Source organism: Paenibacillus sp. UMB4589-SE434 (assembly GCF_030226685.1).
Lineage (GTDB): Bacteria > Bacillota > Bacilli > Paenibacillales > Paenibacillaceae > Paenibacillus_B.
Genome location: NZ_JASOYK010000004.1, coordinates 157,640 through 176,481, shown reverse-complemented (window position 1 = coordinate 176,481; position 18,842 = coordinate 157,640). Strand labels below are relative to the sequence as shown.

16 protein-coding genes and 2 tRNA genes are annotated in these 18,842 nt (G+C 46.0%); 5 read left to right on the top strand and 13 right to left on the bottom strand.

The genetic code is table 11. The annotated features are described in order from the left end of the window. Positions 1-413: 413 nt before the first annotated feature. From QP775_RS16080 to nrdR, 5 genes are all read right to left on the bottom strand, one after another. Positions 414-489: transfer RNA gene (locus QP775_RS16080), tRNA-Lys, on the bottom strand. 15 nt (positions 490-504) lie between these two features. Further along, positions 505-580: transfer RNA gene (locus tag QP775_RS16075), tRNA-Ala, on the bottom strand. Between the two features lie 512 nt (positions 581-1,092). Further along, positions 1,093-3,084 carry a copper resistance protein CopC gene (locus tag QP775_RS16070; protein ID WP_285107522.1) on the bottom strand — a complete coding sequence of 664 codons (1,992 nt, stop codon included), beginning with the start codon at positions 3,082-3,084 and terminating at the stop codon, positions 1,093-1,095. Between the two features lie 9 nt (positions 3,085-3,093). After that, positions 3,094-4,149 (bottom strand): DUF4198 domain-containing protein, encoded by a 1,056-nt coding sequence (locus tag QP775_RS16065; RefSeq protein ID WP_239326402.1) that lies wholly within the window; start codon positions 4,147-4,149, stop codon positions 3,094-3,096. Positions 4,150-4,714: 565 nt separating this feature from the next. Next, positions 4,715-5,197, bottom strand: coding sequence for a transcriptional regulator NrdR (nrdR, locus tag QP775_RS16060; RefSeq protein ID WP_239326400.1), 483 nt, complete (start codon positions 5,195-5,197; stop codon positions 4,715-4,717). A 112-nt stretch (positions 5,198-5,309) separates the two neighbouring features. Between nrdR and QP775_RS16055 the strand changes: the two genes are divergently transcribed. After that, positions 5,310-5,531, top strand: a complete 222-nt coding sequence (locus QP775_RS16055) for an alpha/beta-type small acid-soluble spore protein (protein ID WP_028546229.1) — start codon at positions 5,310-5,312, stop codon at positions 5,529-5,531. Positions 5,532-5,610: 79 nt separating this feature from the next. On the opposite strand, the gene QP775_RS16050 is transcribed toward QP775_RS16055, so the two are convergent. From QP775_RS16050 to polA, 5 genes are all read right to left on the bottom strand, one after another. Then, entirely contained in the window at positions 5,611-6,192 is a 582-nt protein-coding gene (locus tag QP775_RS16050) for a lytic transglycosylase domain-containing protein (RefSeq protein WP_285107520.1), read from the bottom strand. Beyond that, entirely contained in the window at positions 6,189-6,785 is a 597-nt protein-coding gene (gene coaE / locus QP775_RS16045) for a dephospho-CoA kinase (RefSeq protein WP_285107518.1), read from the bottom strand. Before coaE ends, QP775_RS16050 begins: the two co-directional genes overlap by 4 nt. Positions 6,786-6,819: 34 nt before the next feature. Then, the gene (locus QP775_RS16040; RefSeq protein ID WP_285107516.1) at positions 6,820-7,536 is read right to left on the bottom strand and encodes an MntP/YtaF family protein; all 717 of its coding nucleotides are present in this window, start codon (positions 7,534-7,536) and stop codon (positions 6,820-6,822) included. A 211-nt stretch (positions 7,537-7,747) separates the two neighbouring features. After that, complete coding sequence (gene mutM, locus QP775_RS16035; RefSeq protein WP_239326392.1) at positions 7,748-8,578, bottom strand: DNA-formamidopyrimidine glycosylase; 831 nt, start codon at positions 8,576-8,578, stop codon at positions 7,748-7,750. Positions 8,579-8,647: 69 nt separating this feature from the next. Further along, positions 8,648-11,320, bottom strand: a complete 2,673-nt coding sequence (polA, locus tag QP775_RS16030) for a DNA polymerase I (protein WP_285107514.1) — start codon at positions 11,318-11,320, stop codon at positions 8,648-8,650. Positions 11,321-11,572: 252 nt separating this feature from the next. Between polA and QP775_RS16025 the strand changes: the two genes are divergently transcribed. From QP775_RS16025 to QP775_RS16010, 4 genes are all read left to right on the top strand, one after another. Beyond that, on the top strand, positions 11,573-13,051 hold the full coding sequence (locus QP775_RS16025) for a sensor histidine kinase (protein ID WP_285107512.1): 1,479 nt from the start codon (positions 11,573-11,575) through the stop codon (positions 13,049-13,051). After that, positions 13,048-13,743, top strand: coding sequence for a response regulator transcription factor (locus tag QP775_RS16020; RefSeq protein ID WP_285107510.1), 696 nt, complete (start codon positions 13,048-13,050; stop codon positions 13,741-13,743). The genes QP775_RS16025 and QP775_RS16020 overlap by 4 nt, the downstream gene beginning before the upstream one ends. A 139-nt stretch (positions 13,744-13,882) precedes the next feature. Continuing rightward, positions 13,883-15,403 carry an S-layer homology domain-containing protein gene (locus QP775_RS16015; RefSeq protein WP_285107508.1) on the top strand — a complete coding sequence of 507 codons (1,521 nt, stop codon included), beginning with the start codon at positions 13,883-13,885 and terminating at the stop codon, positions 15,401-15,403. Between the two features lie 99 nt (positions 15,404-15,502). Continuing rightward, complete coding sequence (locus tag QP775_RS16010) at positions 15,503-16,045, top strand: GNAT family N-acetyltransferase (protein WP_285107505.1); 543 nt, start codon at positions 15,503-15,505, stop codon at positions 16,043-16,045. A gap of 367 nt (positions 16,046-16,412) precedes the next feature. Here QP775_RS16010 and phoU read toward each other — a convergent pair whose 3' ends face one another. From phoU to pstA, 3 genes are all read right to left on the bottom strand, one after another. Then, complete coding sequence (gene phoU, locus QP775_RS16005; RefSeq protein ID WP_239326386.1) at positions 16,413-17,072, bottom strand: phosphate signaling complex protein PhoU; 660 nt, start codon at positions 17,070-17,072, stop codon at positions 16,413-16,415. 107 nt (positions 17,073-17,179) lie between these two features. Then, positions 17,180-17,953, bottom strand: a complete 774-nt coding sequence (gene pstB, locus QP775_RS16000) for a phosphate ABC transporter ATP-binding protein PstB (RefSeq protein WP_028546221.1) — start codon at positions 17,951-17,953, stop codon at positions 17,180-17,182. 12 nt (positions 17,954-17,965) lie between these two features. Then, positions 17,966-18,841 carry a phosphate ABC transporter permease PstA gene (pstA, locus tag QP775_RS15995; protein ID WP_239326384.1) on the bottom strand — a complete coding sequence of 292 codons (876 nt, stop codon included), beginning with the start codon at positions 18,839-18,841 and terminating at the stop codon, positions 17,966-17,968. Between the last annotated feature and the right edge of the window lies 1 nt (position 18,842).

The following is an 18,842-nucleotide window of genomic DNA, read 5'->3' as shown; positions in this document are numbered from 1 at the left end:
GATCTTCTCCTGCAATCCAAAATTAAAGGCGAGAATCATTATTGCAAACAGTCAAAGTGTGGAAGAGGTAACCAGTGAATATTTAGAGTAACGCCATTTGGATTATTATGATGAGTAAGACTTTCAGAAATCAAATCGCATTCTTAATGAAACATTTACTCTTGCTGCTTCAGCCGCCTCTATCTGTGGATTTCTCTACCATATCTGGAGCACGTCTCTGCCGAAGCTGACGCGTTACTTGAAGAAGGGTGAGCCATATCGAATCGTGCATGTAACCGATGAGTCCAATAACGAAAACATCCGGTTGACCCTCAAGGCCTTAAAATTACATAAGCAAGGGAACATTCTTCAGCGAGGAATTGGATACAAACAAAACAAAAAAACGGCATATCTGCCGTTATAGATTACGTAACTGGTGGGTTCTGAGGGGCTCGAACCCTCGACCTGATGATTAAGAGTCAACTGCTCTACCGACTGAGCTAAGAACCCATATTAAAATGTTAATGGTGGAGCCTAGGGGGATCGAACCCCTGACCTCATCGCTGCCAGCGATGCGCTCTCCCAGCTGAGCTAAGGCCCCGTGTAATTTATGTTACGTCAGACGTTAAGTCATCCGAAAAATCCACGTGTACCAAGGTCTTCCGATGTTGTGTTTCAAAACTGTGTTGTAATCGACTTAAATAGTATAGCATATATAAATGTAGGTTTGCAACAGTTATTTTCATATAATTACAGCAGGCTATATCCGATAGTTTAGTCCCCTTCATCTCTCCTCCAGGAGGATTCATATACTTGCGATGATCCCAACATATGTAGGTTTAAACGATATTCTAAAATGATCTTACCCTAAAATCATTTGGATCCTATCCAGATCTACCAGATGAAATAGAGTAGTAGGAGAACAAGCTCCTGCTTAACCACAAGAAACCTCCCCTCCCACTATGATGTGGAAAGAGAGGCTTCTGCTACAACTTTGTACAGATCAAGTCTATTCTAGAACGCACTTTGCTGTAAAACGAGCTCGAAAGCATAACGCTTCGCTGCCAATCCAAACTGTAATAGACGTGCCGTCACCATCGGCACCCCAATCGACTATCCAATTGGCGGCGGACTGCTGGACAGCAGCCCTGCTGCAATGAATAACAAGAGCGCCAAGAACAGCTCTAATCTAATGCCCCCGATGAGTCCGCTCCAACTACTCTCAGCTAGCTCAGGGTTTGAAGCTGCACTCGCCAGCTTCGGCATAAGCGCGTAACGATGATACGCGGCCAGAACCAGTACAAGCGCGAACAGCATTACTTTGGCGATCACCATCGTGCCGTAAGTGCTGTTCAGCAGCCCTTGCCAGCTGGCAATCTTATTAAGTGCCAGCGCAACACCTGAGATGCCTGCAGCAATCATCATTGGCAGGGCCAATTGTGCGAAGCGTAGCAGCATCCTGTTCCAACGCTGCAAGAAGGCGCTGCGCTGTGTGTCCGCCGGCTTTATGCTGACGAGCAGCAAGCCGGTAAGCCCTCCGCACCACACAGCGGTTACAACAATGTGCAGCACATGCATCCACACCATCAGCGATAGCCCGCTTTCCGGCGAGTAAGCATGTCCTGTCAGCGGAAACGTTAAGGCTAGACCAGCGTACAAAATAACACGTATAACTCGCCATGCTCCTTGTTCCAGCTTCAATGCCATCGAGATGGCTATTACCAATGCCAGGCCGATGCGTGTTAGCGTCATCCATCCCAGCATAGTTGTGCCCAGCAAATGTCCAATCGCTTCCGCTGTGCCGATCCCGCTTAATTGGCTGCCGATGTCATACAATCTTAAAGCCCCGCTGATCGCCAGCACAGCAGCTACCACAGTATACAACCATGAACTGAACCAGCGGCTAGCTGAATATCCGCGTTCTTCAAGAGGAATGAATATCCAATCTCTGAACAAAAATACAGAACCCAGGAGCACAATCGCAAGTATGTCTATGATACGAAGGAATGCAATTCCTCCCTTTAGACCCGCTCCACTGCCAGCGGCAGTATCATGCTGATGTGCTGTCTCATTGTGCACATGCACATGTTGTTCCTGTGCAGTCGCTTCATTGTCTGAGCCAGCAGCTTGATTGGAAGCAGCATCGGTGTTGCCACCTTTGGAAACAGAAGAGTCAGAGGTTGATGCGCCAGGCGTAGACACCGTTCCTGAAACTCCCTCTGAACCTGGAGGAACACCACCATTACCGTCAGGCTTAGCGGTCGTCTCTTTCGATGCTTGACTCGGGTCAAGTTGAGCAGACGGTTCCTGACTTGAAGCGGACTTAGATTGGTCCCCTTGGTCCCCCGCTTCGGACCCTGCCTCTACATTTTCTGCGGGCTTCGAACCACTGCCAGACAAAGCCTCTTTAGAATTCCCTGACTGTTCCGTTTTCTTCGAGTCTATGTTGTTGGCGTTCTTCGTACCATTGCCTTCCTTATCCTTAGTTGTCGCACCCGGCTTAGATTGGACTGGCTTGCCACCAGCCGTTTCGGATTTGGAACCGGAAGGCTTTTGATCCTTGCCAGCACCATTAGACGAAGCTGGCTTGTCCGTTCCTGCCCCAGGCTTCTGTTCCGGCTTCTTCACAGGTTCTTTAGGCTTATCTGGCTTTGAGCCGCCTGAGGTTCCAGAACCCGCCGCTGGCTCATCGTCCAACGAAACCGTATCGGATGGCCCTGTCTTTTTCAGCTTCACACCAACCGCAAAGCGAAATGAATCCTCAGTGACATGTGTATCCACGGATAACGACTGCCATTTGACCGTGTAGACACCGTCCGCCAACTTAAATCCAGTCAACATAAGCGTGCGATCCCCCGCCGCGCTTTGCTTGGCAGACACCACATTCCCTTTCTCATCCACAATCGAGACGCTGCTGAGCTTCGTATCGATATCTTCTGTAAAGGTTACATGAAGATGATCAGGCGCGGTAGTAAGCTCCTCTTCCTGCTTGGGATAAGAATTAGCGACATAAGCATGTGCTTGTGCCGCTGGGATGGGGAGCAAGCATACGATCATCATACAGATGATGATCGCTGCCGCCCCTTTATTTAGCCATTTATACATGTGGCCGCCTTACTTTGTATATACGTGGATGGCTGCACGTGTTCCGCCTACCGCAGGGAAGAACTCAAGCACAGCACCCGTCTTGTCTACAGCAGCACGCAGTGATACTTCGCCTTTAGCATCATAAGCGCCTACTTGGGCTTGGATGATCGAAGCGTCAACCATCGTTGTACCATTTTTAACCGTTACAGCTTTATCATCGAGCGCCTTGCCGTTTACATATACAGCTGGCTTAGGATTAACTTTTTCCACTGCTACTTTAAAGGTGCCGTTTTGAACAGTGTACGTCATTGTGGCTTCATAGTTAACGCTGCTGTACTGACCTTCTTGCTTCTCTTGTGTTGCTGGCTTCGCACGAAGCAGATAAGCATCTGCCGGACCTGTTTTAAAGGAAACAAGACCGTTTGCATCTGTCTTTAAAGCTTGCGCTTCGGAATTGCTGCGGCGAATCAATGATACGTCTGTGTCTGCCAACGGCTTGCCCTTCAGAAGTAGCTGTACTTTAACTTGCTGGTCTGGCGTAATAGCAGCCGGATTAAACTGCGGGACAAACTCCGCGCGATCCGTTGTCACTTGCTTGTTAAAGCCCTTTAACTGAGCAATACGCTGCAATGTAGGCAGATCGCTGATTGCTACAAAAGACTTCGCACTGCGTAAAGTACGGGAAGCCACTTCGCCGTTCTTAAAGATACTGTCTCCCTCAGCCGAAATAATATAAGCACCTGGAGAAGAGCTCTTCAACGAAGCAATGTAGCCGTTGTTCATCCCAGGATTCTCTGTATCCGTAATTTCACCTGTATAGTACAAGGTGGAGGAAATATCAACCTTCTTGCCAGCTGGTGTCGTCGCATACACTTTTGTCGTGTCTGTACTCCATTTTCCTTCAATCCGATAACTTGCATGATGATTAGAATGATTGCCGAGTTGTAGATCGACATAAGCAACTTCTCCAGCACCTACAATTGGCGCATGAGTCTGTGACCAACCGTCATGAGCCATAGCTGGAATAGCCATTGTAGCAGCAACGACCGAAGCAATAAGAATGGAAAGTAATTTTTTACGCATGTTTTGTTTCCTCCCTAGAATTTTTCATTTTTAGATATCGCGATTATTGTCGAGTATATTTATTGTAAATGTGATATTTATCATTGAAATGACTAACAAGAGTCATTAAATGTGAATTTTTTGTGAACAACGCAAAAAAACGTCAAAACAGAAGTTCCGACGCTGCTGCATTGAAATAAATGCTAGTTATAGACTAAAGTTATCAACTAACCTTGCGTTATAATCTTACGGACAAGATTGTGAAAAATGTAGCAATATTAAAAAGGAAGATCGGTTAGCGTAAAAGAAGACAAACATGCTAGTGGGGGAAATAAGGACAATGGAGTTCAATGGAGTACTCTGGAATCCAGATCATAATACAATAAGAGCACAACAATAGTTAAATGGATACAGCGGCAGTCCAGGGCTATATCCCAGTCCTCCTCTGCCGCTATTTCAATATCATTTCAGTTTATTGCTTATATTCTAAAGCTGAAGATTCTATATTCGTAAAGTCGCCCGAATCCACATCTCCAATTCATAGCTTCATTCTCATCGAACAACTACTTATTCGGTCACAAGATTATTAACTGTTGTTTGAAATGTCGTTCAGGTTGTCCTTGGACAGCAGGGTATTGAGCTCTTTCATAAACATGTTAATGTCCTTGAATTGACGATACACCGAGGCAAAACGAACGTACGCTACTTCATCCACCGGATACAGTTGCTCCATAACCAATTCTCCAATATCACGGCTTTCAACTTCCGCATGGGCTGTTGTACGGAGCTGTTTCTCTACTTCAGATGCGATTGTCTCTAATCGTTCAACCGATACAGGACGCTTCTCACAAGCTCGAATAAGTCCGCGCAGCAATTTCTCTCGACTGAACTCCTCACGGCTTCCATCTTTTTTTATGACGATCAGCGGTGTTTCTTCAACCATCTCAAAGGTTGTGAAACGACGACTGCACAATTCACACTCACGCCTGCGACGGATTGATTTGTTGTCATTTGCAGGCCTAGAATCAAGCACCTTGGTTCCAAAGTGATCACAATAAGGGCACTTCATCGGCATTCCCCCCACTTCTTTATCTTTTTCAAAAAAATCCCAATGGTTATGTGTAATGATATTCGCAACTTTGCGCACAATACAATTACCAACCGCAAGGAGGTGAACAAACATGAGCCAAAGCAACCGTTCCAGCAACAACTTAGTAGTGCCACAAGCAACTGGTGCTCTCGAGCAAATGAAATTCGAGATCGCACAAGAACTCGGTATTGCGATCCCGCAAGACGGGTACTACGGTAACATGGCGACTCGTGACACTGGTTCCATCGGTGGATATATCACGAAGCGTCTTGTCCAAATCGCAGAACAACAACTTGCAGGTCAATACAAATAATGATCCGTTGAGGCGTCGCGTCGAGCAGAATCATCTGCTTGTCCGACGCTTCTTCACTTATGACCCCGCTGCTATCGTGTCAAGTTCCATACACACGTTTATACTTCTCATAATAATGGAATACCCGCTGCACGTACAACTTTGTTTCGTTAAAGGGAATTTGTTGTTTAGCGGATTCAAGCGTTCCGTCCCACTTATTCGACCGCAGCCATTCACTCACATTGCCTGGTCCTGCGTTATATGCAGCTACCGCAGCAACTGTATTACTGTCATATTGTTTGATCAGCGACCTTAAATACCAGGTGCCAATCTGAATATTCGGATCTGCCTCTCGTCTCAGTTCATCTACCGTCCACATTTTTCGCAGTTTCATTTGTTTCATCGCCCAATCGGCTGTAGTTGGCATAAGCTGCATCATGCCAATCGCACCTTTCCGGGATTCTCTTCCGATCTCATAATTCGTTTCAACGCGGATAATAGCCGCTACCAGCAGCGGATCCAGATCCTGCTTTGCAGCATGTTCACGAATCGAGTCCTCATAATGGATGGGATACATCCAACGTCCGAGCCATTGGGATTGGACAAAGAGCACAAACATAAAACCAAGGAATAACACAAGCAGCACACTCTTTTTACGCAAAATTCGCATGAGTTTATTCATAGCAATCCCTTTTGACTAAGGAATTCATGAACTTGGCGTGCTGTATGCTCAATCCCTTGATCGTTATAGATGACATAATCTGCTCGTGATCGTTTCTCTTCAATATCCATCTGCGCAGCCAGACGGAGCTTAGCCTGTTGCTCTGTAAGGCTATCTCTCTTCATCAGACGTTCCAACTGAACTTGATGATGAACGTATACCACCATAACCGCTTCAAATAAACTCTCCATCCTGGATTCATAAATAAGGGGAACGTCCACCACAACCAGCTTGTCCGGCTGTTCCTGTTCGTAGCTGCGCATCTGTTCCAACATGCGCTGACGTATAGCTGGATGTGTAATTCCCTCTAGCGCCTTCCGTTCCGCCTCATCTCCGAACACAACCGCCCCAAGCCGCTTGCGATCCAACGCCCCATCCTGCAGCAGCATGTCCTGACCGAAGCGCTCCGCGATCTGTGCCAGCACCGGACTGCCAGGAAGCACAATCTCCCTGGCAATTCGGTCAGCATCAACAAGACGCGCACCTTTATCCACCAACATGGCAGATACCGTGCTTTTTCCGGAAGCGATACCTCCCGTAAGCCCAATGTTCATGCTTTCACCTCATTTCCGCTTTGAAGAGCAATCTCTAAAACAGTTTCATAATTCCCATAATGATAAGCAAACATCCCGGCAGAAAGGAGAGCTTACGAATCCAACTCCATTCGGCAAACCGTATGCCAAGCCGAATCCCAAACAGCAGAAAGCTGCCGCTGAACAACGCGATCACAATCGCAGTCAAGATCGGGGCAAAACCAAGCAGCGCTGCGCCGATTCCAGCACCAAACGCATCCAGAGATAACGCTACGCCAAGCCATGCCGCCTCAGCCGCACTGATCGTACCCGAACGATCAATGTCTGCTGCTTGTGGAGTTCGCAGTATTTGAATAATGATGCCTAATCTTCGCAACTGGAACTCAATTACAGGTCTAGAAGGATTCAACTCCCTTGTACTCGACAATGTAACATCTGAACAGTGTTCTTTAGCCGTCCCCGCATTGTCACAGAGAACTTCATGACCTGTTGTGACAGGCTGAGAGCGGACAAGCTGTATAACAGAGAAACATCCTATCGCAATCAAAATAAAGGAACCAATCCACCGTGCGACGGTATCAGAGAACCAATGAATAATAACGGAACCGACCTGCATCGACAGCAGTATAATAAGTCCCGAGCATACGGAAATAATGACAATGGACAACCACGGAATACGCAGCTTTCTGATTCCGTAAGTCATCCCTACCCCAAAGCTATCTAAACTTAGGGCAAACGCCAACACAATTAAAGATGCAGCATGAACGAGCAACCTTATTCCCTCCTGCTCCTTGCCTGATTTGAGTACATGCAGGCTGTAAACTGTTGTACCCTATCATATGGGCTGGAGCGGATATAGGTGCATACTGTGCTGTCTAGAATGATGTATTCGTAGGATTTGTTATGTTCAAAAAAATAACCGTAACGATTACGATTGAGCCATTTGCCGCATACGCTATGCGGCCTCCTTAACTATCTGCACTTTATGGACGCGGCTGGCATCGGGAACACGTATGTGTGCCTCGACCGCCAACCACCGACTTTTCAATGATGTGGCCACAAGTGACACAAGGCTCTCCCTCACGCCCGTATACTTGAAGCTGATGTTGAAACATCCCCATCTCCCCTTGTCCATTCACATAAGACTTTATAGAGGAGCCTCCAGCTTCTACAGCATCCTGCAAAGTGACCAGAATGGCGTCGTGCAGACGCTGCACTTGCTCATCCGTCAACGAATCTGCAGCTGTAAGCGGGTGAATGTTGGCGCGGAACAGTGCCTCATCTACATAAATGTTTCCCAATCCAACAACAACATGCTGGTTCAGCAGCACCGGCTTAATAAAGCTCCGACGCCTACGGAGTACTTCACCAAGCACTTTCGCATTGAACTCAGAACCAAGCGGCTCGATTCCCAGCTTGTGCAGCGGCGGCAGCTTCATCTCGTCTCCCGGCTTGAATAGATGCATCGTGCCGAACTGTCTGACGTCCTTATAACGAAGCTCGGTTCCATCTTCAAAGTGAAAAATGACATGTGTATGCTTCTCAACAGGCTCATTCGATGCGAATACGCCATATCGTCCTTCCATACGCAGATGGGATACCAGTACCAGCCCATCCAATTGGATGAGCAAAAACTTGCCGCGTCTACCTACTTCTTGTATCGTATGACCAGATAACGCAGCACAGAACGCTTCTATTTCTAAAGGACGTTGTATAATTCGAGGCAGCGTTACCGTCACCTGTTTTATTGTTTTGTTTGTCACTAGTGAATTTAATGTACGTTTAACCGTCTCTACTTCCGGTAATTCTGGCATATCTATCACCTCATGTTGTCTATTATACCGTAAAGCGTACAATAGAGGGCGCGCTGGTTGAATTTAGTGTTATTTGGACTCGTACCAGTTGGTTCCTACGCTGACATCCGCCTTAAGCGGCACTACCAATTCAATCGCTTGCTCCATCACTTCTGGTACCAGTTTCTTCATTATATCTACCTCATCGGCAGGTACTTCAAACACCAACTCATCGTGTACTTGCAGCAGCATACGGCTCTTTAACTGGAGCTTGCGCATGCGCTCATCCATCTTCACCATAGCCAACTTAATAATATCAGCAGCTGTGCCCTGTATTGGTGTATTCATCGCCGTCCGCTCCGCAAAGGATCGCAGGTTAAAGTTGGAGGCATTGATCTCCGGCAAATAACGGCGGCGTTCCAGCATCGTCTTCACATATCCATCTTGACGGGCCATCTTGACGATATCTTCCATATATTGACGAACACCTTGGAACACAGCAAAATACTGTTCAATAAATTTCGCCGCATCCTTACGTGTAATGTTCAAATTTTGTGACAATCCATAGTCGCTAATACCATACACGATTCCAAAGTTGACCGCTTTTGCAGATCGACGCATATTGGCATCCACGTCATCTGCCTTCACGCCAAACACATCCATGGCGGTCTTCGTATGGATGTCCATATCCTGAATAAACGCTTCCTTGAGCTTCTCGTCACCCGAAATATGGGCGAGTACACGCAATTCAATCTGCGAATAGTCTGCCGCTACGATGCTCCAGTCTGCTTCTGTAGGCACAAAAGCCTGACGGATCTGACGCCCTTCTTCCAGACGAATCGGAATGTTCTGCAAGTTCGGGAACTGAGAGCTTAGGCGTCCTGTGGCTGCAATCGTCTGGCGGTAATACGTATGGACACGACCTGTATCTGGGCGTACTTCCTTCAGCAAACCTTCAATATAAGTGGATTGAAGCTTTGTCATCTGCCGATAATGCAAGATTAACGGAATGACAGCATGATAAGGTTCCAGCTTCTCCAATACTTCCGCATCTGTGGAATAGCCCGTCTTGGTCTTCTTGATAACAGGCAGTCCCAACTTGTCAAATAGAATCTCGCCAAGCTGCTTTGGTGAACCGATGTTAAATTCGACCCCTGCCAGCTCATAAATCCGTGTCATCGTCTTCTCAATCGCATCTGTGAATTGCTCGCCAAGCTTCTCCAGACTCGATTTGTTAACTTTAATGCCGGTCTTCTCCATCTGTGCAAGAATGGATGACAGCGGAAGCTCAAGCTCATAATACAGCTTGCTCATCTCATACTTCTGTAAGTCCTGCTGCATCAGAGGCACCAATTCACCAATCAAATAAGCTTTGCGCGCCGTATGCTGCGCCACAAGTTCGTCTGCAGGCACTTTAAACTTGGCGCCTTTGCCGTACACCTCTTCATCCGCTTGCAGCATTGTCAGCTCATACTTGGCTGCCGTAGACTGCACGGTTGCAGCTGCATCGCTTGGGTCCAGTACATAAGCGGCCAATTGCACGTCAAATGCTGCTCCCTCCAGGACAATACCAAGCCAATGCAGCACCAGCTCGGTACGGTGCAGATCATATCCATATTTGGGCTGTTCAGCGTCAGCCAACCAAGCTCGAATCGGTGCCGCTTCTTCTGACAGAAGCATGTCCTTTGTCACATGCCAATAACGTTCCTTCGAGCCAAGAGTCAGTCCGAAGAAGTTAGCATAATGAGGATTGTCGCCATGTGCTTCTAGCACGAGCGTATCCACATCACCTTGCTTTAAGGCGGACGTTAGTTCCTGCACATTTTCCAGCGTCACCAGGATCGTCTCAAGCGCCAACTCAACTACCGGCTCCGCACTCACTTCTTCACCACTCTGCTTCGCCGCCAGCTTTTCCACCCGTTCAAGGATGGACTTGAATTCCAGTTTGCGCAGCATCGGCAAAGCCGTTGCGGAAGGGATACCTTCAAACGCCATCTTCTCACGTTCCAGTTCAATTGGAACCTCACGGTAGATCGTGGCCAGCTGTTTGCTCATCCGAGCATCATCCGCATGATTCTCGATATTCTCTTTCATCTTGCCTTTTAATTCCCCAACATGCTCCAGCACGCTTTCTACGCTGCCATATTGATGCAGCAGCTTTAATGCGGTTTTCTCGCCAACACCAGGAACACCTGGAATATTGTCGGAGCTATCCCCCATCAAGCCTTTCAAATCAATGATCTGCAAGGGCTTTAATTGATATTTCTCTTCGATCGCAGCAGGATCATACTTCTCGATCTCCGTGACCCCTTTGCGGGTAAGCACGACCGTAACATATTCTGAAGCCAACTGCAGCATGTCCTTGTCTCCGCTTACAACCATCATTGGCTTCTGCTCTTCGTCTGCCATACGTGTGAGCGTACCGATAATATCGTCCGCTTCATACCCGCTCAGCTCGAATTGAGCAATGCCCATCGCTTCCATCAATTCCTTCATTAATGGGAACTGCTCAGACAGCTCAGACGGAGTCTTAGAGCGGCCGCCTTTATAATCTTTGTAATCGCCATGACGGAACGTGATCTTGCCTGCGTCAAAAGCAACTACGATATGCGTTGGCTGCTCTTCTTCAAGCAGCTTCAGAAGCATCGTCGTAAAGCCGTATACGGCATTTGTATGTAATCCCTGCGAATTTGTAAGCGGCGGCATCGCATAGAACGCTCGGTTCGCAATACTGTTTCCGTCGATAATAATCCATTTTTCCATAATCGCACCTCAATCCAATCTCTTGTACTTCATGATATCATAGCGCGGCCCTGTTATGGAAATTGCTTGGTTGTGAACAGCTAAATGGATACCTACAATTAGTGAAAGACTGATGGATTAATGATGATATTAACATGAGTTGTGTATTCACGTTCATTTGATTGACAAGCCGGGTATTATGGATGTGAGTAGTTTGACAAAAACAGGTCAAGACTCAATGTTTCAGGGAATTCTTTTAGGATGGTGAGTGCAGTGTCGGTACGCGTGCGGTTATTACTTTCTTTTACGAGTGTACTTATGGTCACGATTATGTTGTTTGTACTAAGTGCTTATTTGGTTACGATCGCGATAACGGGAGATGTGCGGAGCTTTAGCGATTTTTATAAAAATCATTATAAGCTGCATCCGTTGTCAGCTTCTGAGGAGCGCATTTTTCTAGAGCTTAAATCGATTGCCAAAACAGATCCAGCGAAATTAATGAGTGCTGAATTGCTTAGTGATTACGACTTTCAATTGCGCATGATTCAAGCAGGCATGTATGTGCGTAAAGAGTCTAAACAGCTGTATGTGTCTCCCTCACTACGTGAGCCGCATTTAGGCGCAGCATTACCTGGATATGAAATGGGGAACAATCAAATTCGTAATACGATAAATGATGGGAATCGTTTTTTTGCTTATGCCAAGTTTGATTTTACCTTCTCTGATCAAGATCGTGGGAGTATTTATGTACTGCGGGAGCGCAGTCCATTTGCGGAAATGATTCGAAAGCTGTTTCCCATTTTTATTGGTGTCCTGTTAGCGGTCCTGCTCTTTACCAATTGGTTGTTATTTCGTCTCATTACACGTTCGATTATTAAGCCGTTAAATGAGCTTCGTCAGTCCGCAGAGCAGATCAAATCTGGAGATCTTCACTATGAAGTAAAGGCACAAGGACAAGATGAAATCGGACAGCTGTGTAGATCCTTTGAGGAAATGAGACTTCAATTAAAGCAGTCGGTTCAGCTGCAGTTGCAATATGAGGATAACCGCAAGGAGCTGCTGTCCAGTATTTCACATGATTTACGTACGCCGATTACGACTATTAAAGGTTATGTGGAGGGTATACGGGACGGTGTCGCAGATACACCTGTGAAGTTGAATCAGTATTTGGAGACCATTCATACCAGGGTGACCAGTCTAGACCGCCTCGTAGATGAGTTATTTTTATACTCCAAGCTTGATTTGCGTAAAGTTCCTTATTCATTCGAGCATGTTGATCTTCAAAGTTTCCTCGCGGATGCTTTAGAAGAGTTACACTTTGATTTAGATTTGCAAGGGATTCAACTGGAAGGAGTATTTCCTCACAGTCCATTACCCGTTCTGATTGACCGCGAAAAGCTAAAGCGAGTTATCCTGAATCTGATCGACAACGGTGTTAAATATATGGATAAAGACGCGAAGCAAATTATAGTAAGAGTCACGGAAAGTGACGAATACGCGACAGTTGAAGTTCGCGATAATGGAGCCGGTATTTTGCAGGAGCAGCTTCCTCATATTTTTGACCAGTTTTATCGAGGACTACCTCCCCACCACAAACAACCAGAGGGCAGTGGCCTTGGACTGGCTATTGCCAAACAAATTATTGAAGGCCACGGTGGGCGTATTTGGGCAGAAAGTGAATGGAAACAAGGCTGCTCTATTTATTTCACCCTTAAAAAGACAATAGAAACAGCAGATGGGGGCGATGCATGATGGCAAGCATCTTAATTGTAGAGGATGAATTGGCAATCGCGGAATTGCAGCGGGATTATTTCGCCTTGCACGGTTTTGAGATTGATATATGTACGACAGGAACAGATGGACTACGACACGCCAGCGAGGCCGTATATGATCTGATCATTCTTGATCTTCAACTTCCAGGTATTGATGGCTTCGAACTGTGCAGGCAAATTCGAAGTATGAGCGAGGTACCCATTCTGATTGTATCGGCCAAGAAAGAGGAGGTGGATAAGATCCGCGGCTTTGGGCTTGGTGCAGATGATTTTGTGACGAAGCCGTTTAGTCCAAGTGAGTTAGTGGCTCGAGCTAAGGCGCATTTATCCCGATATGAACGATTGCTTGGAAACCATAAAAAGGAAGAAGATAGAGCCATTTGCATCCGTGAGTTGACGATTGATAAAGCTGCACGTCGTGTGCATGTTCACGGTCATGAAGTTGTACTAACAGTGCGAGAATTCGATCTGCTTGTCTTCTTAGCCCTTCATCCCAATCGGGTATTCAGCAAACAAGAACTGTTTGAAAGGATTTGGGGAATGGAATCAATGGGCGATATTGCCACGGTAACGGTACATGTAAGGAGATTGCGAGAAAAGATCGAAACGGCCCCTTCGAATCCACAATTTATAGAAACCATCTGGGGGGCTGGGTATCGCTTTACGGTGTAAAGGTAAGCTGATCGGTTCTGTAATTATTATTTTCGAAGTTGTTTAGAAATTATTAATCTTTCGTTTCCAGACTGTTTCGATTCATCACGTATCATAAAGGTTAGGATCCACGAATCGAATACAGAAGGGAAGACAAATAATGAACAAACAACATTATAAAATAGCGCTTGCAGCAGCTGTGTCGGTTATTCTTGCAAATGTAAGTATGGGAGGCAGCGTGTCTGCTGAAAGTAAATGGTTGGTTGGAGCAAGTTCAGCAGTTACAGCTGTGCAGAATACTTCTGACAAAGCCACGTCTGAAGCTGCAATAGCTGTACTCGTAAAGCAAGGTGTCTTGTCTGGCTATTCGGATGGCACAATGAAGCCGCAGCAGAACGTTAAACGAGCGGAACTTGCCAAGATGGTTGTCCTTGCGCTTCAGGTCGATGGGAAACAAGCGGAACGTATCCCGTTAAATGATGTACAGCCTCAGCATTGGTTTGCGAACTATGTTCATACTCTGGTTGATCAGGAAATTATGCCAAGTAATGAGGGCCAATTTAAGCCTTATGAACATGTTACGCAAGCTCAACTGGTACAAATTATAGCTAAAGCGCTCCAAAGAGACGCTCTGTCAGTTCAATCATGGATAAAAAGCACGTTCACTGCCAATCAGCCGGCAACACGAGCTGATACTTCCCAATTGCTAGTGTCCGCACAAAAATCGATACGTTCTGAAACGGCGAAGATAACAAAACTTCGTTCACTTAACAAGGTCACAATGGAGGCGACGTTTGATCAACCATTGACACTAGCGGATGAGAGCCTCGATGCAGGTCTCAAACATTTTATCTTTAACAACGGTTTGGAGTTGGTGAATCAGCCTCGATTGAAGTCAGGCTCGTTTGCAACGTACATTTTACCTACGAAGACACAAGTACCTGGAACTACCTACACCCTTACTTATAAAAATGATCAAAAACTCACCGTTGAGGCAAGTGCTGAGCTGATCAGAATGAATATGGCACGTCAGGTAGATAGAGATTCGTTTGAGCTTGAAGCCTTAAAGGCAGATGGCGTAGCGGATTATGGGTATTTGATCTCGGCATATGCTGGTGGTCGAGGTGCCAATGCCTTTATACTGAACGACAACAATGAGCTGAACGGACAGCCCTTCCAGATTATCTCGTCTTTACGCAGTCGCAGTGTAACGATTACACCTGAAGGCGGGCAAGCTATGGTGGCAAGCTACCTACCATTTACCCAATCGACAGACGGCAAGCAGGAGCCAAAGTTCCGTCTCCCAAATGGCGCGCAGTTCAAGCCAGGAGTGAAATATACGGTCACCTCAGACTGGCTGACCGTGAAGAATGCTTCATTTGTAGCTGAGTCTGCAGCACAAGTCAAGCTAGACGCAGCTGCGCAAGTAGATGCAGCAACCGTTGCTGTTACTTTGCAAGAAGATCCAGCGGATGAGATCTTTGTACTACGTGAAGTAAAATTGACTGGTTCTGACGGCTCGGAGGCTAAGGCCCAATATGTTCTTCAAAGTCGAAAAGGCGCGACAGGCACATTCGAACTTCAGAACAATGCGAAGCTCACAGCAGGTGTCACTTACACGGTACAGCCGCTGGAAGATTGGGCGATTGCCGCTGAAGTAGTGACCTTTACCGCAAAGTAAATTATATTAGTTAGCTATGATGTTCCTCCCTTTTCATAGCTAACTAATTCGTTTAACATCTATATGAGGTTATTAAACCAATACAGGATGTGAACAAGTGTGACAAACAATAAACTTCCTGATTCTTGGGAATCCACCAATATGATATATAACAAGATGTTAGAGAATGAAATTGTAGAGATGCAGCATTTATTTTCAGGCAGCCGGTATATGAACCGATGGGATGGTAATGAATATAATCCGCAGCATATTAATCACTGCTATTATTCTGGGGATTTACCTCCTGATGGAAAGAAAGAAAACTATCGTATATTTACAATTAAGAGTAAAGAAAGCAAAGAATTAATAGGCATGATAAGTTTATATCACGGGTATCCAACAATTGAGTCTGTTTATATTGTATTTATCTATATAGATCAAAAATTACAAAGCAGAGGGTATGGGGGCGAAACAGAAGCTCAATTGTGTAAAGAACTTATTAAACTAGGATACAAGTATGTACGAGCAAATATTGCGATAAAAAATTGGCCTGCAGTCAGATTTTGGACGAAGGCAGGATTTAATGGGATAAGCGGTATATTTGGAGATAAGATTCATTCGGACAACACATTTGCGAATATAGAATTGATCAAAACTTTGTAATCAAATCAGAAAACCGCGCTACACATTTGACGATTATTAATCTGTTGAAATAGTAGTTTTTTTGGCCTCTCCCCTGCTAACAGGAATTCCTCAATAGGGATTCACAAGCAGCATTAAGAAAAGTAAGAATTTCCGGACAAATCCACCTTTCTCTTTGCTCTTGACTTTTAATTCCTACTGCTTGTTCACAGATACGCAATATGAGTAAAAGCAGTAGAACAGCACACATACCAATAAGCAGGCGGGCCTCTTTAATCCTACAAAGGGCCCGCCTGATCTTGATCTTATTTAACGTTCAATTTGAATGAATAGCATTATGCACACAACAGGCCAGATGGAAAAATCCAACTTGGCGTGTGTACCCTTTTTAGTTGTTCAGATCGGGTCTTTCGTTGGTTACTAAATACACGATACTTTCACCGATGTTGGTAGCATGGTCCGCAATTCGTTCAATATAACGACCAACAAACAGCAACGACATCGCTTGGGAAGCATTTTGCGGATTCTCCGCCACATATGTCAGCAGCTCGCGGAAGATCTGACTGTATAGTTGATCTACGTTGTCATCTTCCTTCGCCATTTTATAAGCCAAGTCTACGTTTTCTTCCACATAAGCTTGCGTGGATTCGTTAATCATGAGCTGTACGATCTCCGCCATACGTGGAATATCAATAAGCGGCTTAATTAGCGGCTGGCCATTCATACGAACGACAACCTTAGCTACATCGATCGATAAGTCTCCCATCCGCTCCAAATCGTTTGAGATCCGGAAGGCCACCAAAATACGGCGCAGGTCCTTGGCTACCGGCTGCTGGGTCAAGATAAGTCTGGAGCCAAGATCCAGAATCTTGGTTTCCATGCCATTCAGATCAACATCTTCCGCAATAATCTTTTTGGCACGTTCCACATCTTGAGTCTTTAACGCCCCTATGGATTCAGATAGCGCTCGCTCAACATGGCGCCCCATATCCACTAATAGCTGGCTAAGTTCTTCCAGTCCTAAGTCAAATTCTTTGCGCTTAATCATCGGTTCTTCCTACTCTCCTCGCTAGCCGAAATTTAGTCTATTTTCCATCTTTATTGACCACTCTACTTACCTATGCACATTCCCTATCTGAGTAACTTCATCATCCCTTAACCGAATCGACCTGTAATATAATCTTCCGTCCGCTTATCGCTTGGGTTTGAGAACAACGTTTCGGTCTGATCAAACTCTACCACTTCACCATTTAAGAAAAATACCGTCTGATCGGACACACGTGCTGCTTGATGCATGTTGTGTGTAACCATAACGATCGTATAGCGGTGCTTCAGTTCTTGTACCAGTTCCTCGATTTTCAGGGTGGAGATCGGGTCAAGTGCAGACGTTGCTTCGTCCATCAGCAAAATGTCAGGATTGACCGCTAATGCTCGCGCAATACAGAGACGCTGCTGTTGGCCACCTGAAAGGCTGAAAGCCGAACGCTTCAAATAATCTTTCACTTCTTCCCACAATACAGCTTGCTTCAAGCTTTGCTCCACAATCTCGTCAAGCTTTGCTTTGCTGCGAATGCCATGCAGCCTCGGTCCATAAGCAATATTGTCATAGATCGACTTCGGAAACGGGTTTGGCTGCTGGAATACCATGCCGACCTTCTTCCGCAGGGTCTCCACATCGACCTCATTGCTGTAAATATTCGTACCACCAATCTCTACTTTTCCTTCGATACGCGTCCCAATAATCATGTCATTCATCCGGTTAAGTGTACGGAGAAGCGTTGATTTACCGCAGCCCGAAGGGCCGATAAAAGCAGTAACTGCCTTTTCCGGAATCGTCATCGATACTTTCTTCAGCGCGTGATAGGTTCCATAATAGAGATCCAAATCTTTAATGTTAATGAGAGTCTTTAATGCCGTCGCTGTGCTCATGCGCTCGTCTCCTTACACATTTTTCTGATATTTATTGCGAAGAATAATAGCTGATATATTCATCAGGACAAGCATCGCCAGCAAGACGATGATTCCTGCCGCTGCCAACTCGTGGAATGCGACTTGCGGTCTGGATACCCAGTTAAAGATCTGGATCGGCATTACCGTAAACTGATCCATGATGCTTTCTGGCAAGAAAGCTACAAACGTCAAGGCACCAATCATTACAAGCGGAGCTGTCTCCCCGATCGCACGGGACAAGGCAAGAATGACTCCTGTTAAAATGCCTGAAATCGAGGACGGAAGCACCGAACGTGCGACCGTTTGCCATTTAGTTGCACCAAGTGCGAACGACGCATCGCGGCGAGCTCTTGGTACTGCTCGTATCGCTTCTTGGGCAGACACGATAATAATCGGCAGCACGAGCAGCGTCATCGTGAGAGAACCGGACAATAGACTTCTTTCGAGCGCCATACCGCGCACAAAGATCGTCAAGCCCAAAATGCCGTATACGATAGATGGCACGCCTGCCAACGTGCTTATATTCAATTGGATAAAGCGTGTGATGGCATTCTTCTTGGCGTACTCTTCCAGATAGATCGCCGCTCCTACGCCGAGTATGAACGAGATCGGTGCCATAATAAGAACCATATAAATGGACCCCACCACTGCTGACTTCATCCCCGCTTTTGAAGCGAGACGTGACGGATAATTCGTGAACAGGTCCCAATTCAATCGGGACAGACCGTCCATCATAATACTAATTAATAGGGCCATCAAGGCTACGATACCGATCGATGTCGCAACAATAAACAGCAGATGAAGGACAAGGTCGGTCTTGCGACGGTTGCTGATTTGCTTGCGGTTCGCATCCTGAAACATCGTCATG

What these genes read in the sequence shown, in the direction of transcription:
- QP775_RS16015 (WP_285107508.1), top strand. Translation starts at nt 13,883, where the DNA reads ATGAACAAACAACATTATAAAATAGCGCTTGCAGCAGCTGTGTCGGTT.
- QP775_RS16020 (WP_285107510.1), top strand. Translation starts at nt 13,048, where the DNA reads ATGATGGCAAGCATCTTAATTGTAGAGGATGAATTGGCAATCGCGGAA.
- QP775_RS16070 (WP_285107522.1), bottom strand. Translation starts at nt 3,084, where the DNA reads ATGTATAAATGGCTAAATAAAGGGGCGGCAGCGATCATCATCTGTATG.
- QP775_RS16050 (WP_285107520.1), bottom strand. Translation starts at nt 6,192, where the DNA reads ATGAATAAACTCATGCGAATTTTGCGTAAAAAGAGTGTGCTGCTTGTG.
- nrdR (WP_239326400.1), bottom strand. Translation starts at nt 5,197, where the DNA reads ATGAAGTGCCCTTATTGTGATCACTTTGGAACCAAGGTGCTTGATTCT.
- QP775_RS16055 (WP_028546229.1), top strand. Translation starts at nt 5,310, where the DNA reads ATGAGCCAAAGCAACCGTTCCAGCAACAACTTAGTAGTGCCACAAGCA.
- mutM (WP_239326392.1), bottom strand. Translation starts at nt 8,578, where the DNA reads ATGCCAGAATTACCGGAAGTAGAGACGGTTAAACGTACATTAAATTCA.
- QP775_RS16065 (WP_239326402.1), bottom strand. Translation starts at nt 4,149, where the DNA reads ATGCGTAAAAAATTACTTTCCATTCTTATTGCTTCGGTCGTTGCTGCT.
- pstA (WP_239326384.1), bottom strand. Translation starts at nt 18,841, where the DNA reads ATGACGATGTTTCAGGATGCGAACCGCAAGCAAATCAGCAACCGTCGC.
- polA (WP_285107514.1), bottom strand. Translation starts at nt 11,320, where the DNA reads ATGGAAAAATGGATTATTATCGACGGAAACAGTATTGCGAACCGAGCG.
- phoU (WP_239326386.1), bottom strand. Translation starts at nt 17,072, where the DNA reads ATGATTAAGCGCAAAGAATTTGACTTAGGACTGGAAGAACTTAGCCAG.
- pstB (WP_028546221.1), bottom strand. Translation starts at nt 17,953, where the DNA reads ATGAGCACAGCGACGGCATTAAAGACTCTCATTAACATTAAAGATTTG.
- coaE (WP_285107518.1), bottom strand. Translation starts at nt 6,785, where the DNA reads ATGAACATTGGGCTTACGGGAGGTATCGCTTCCGGAAAAAGCACGGTA.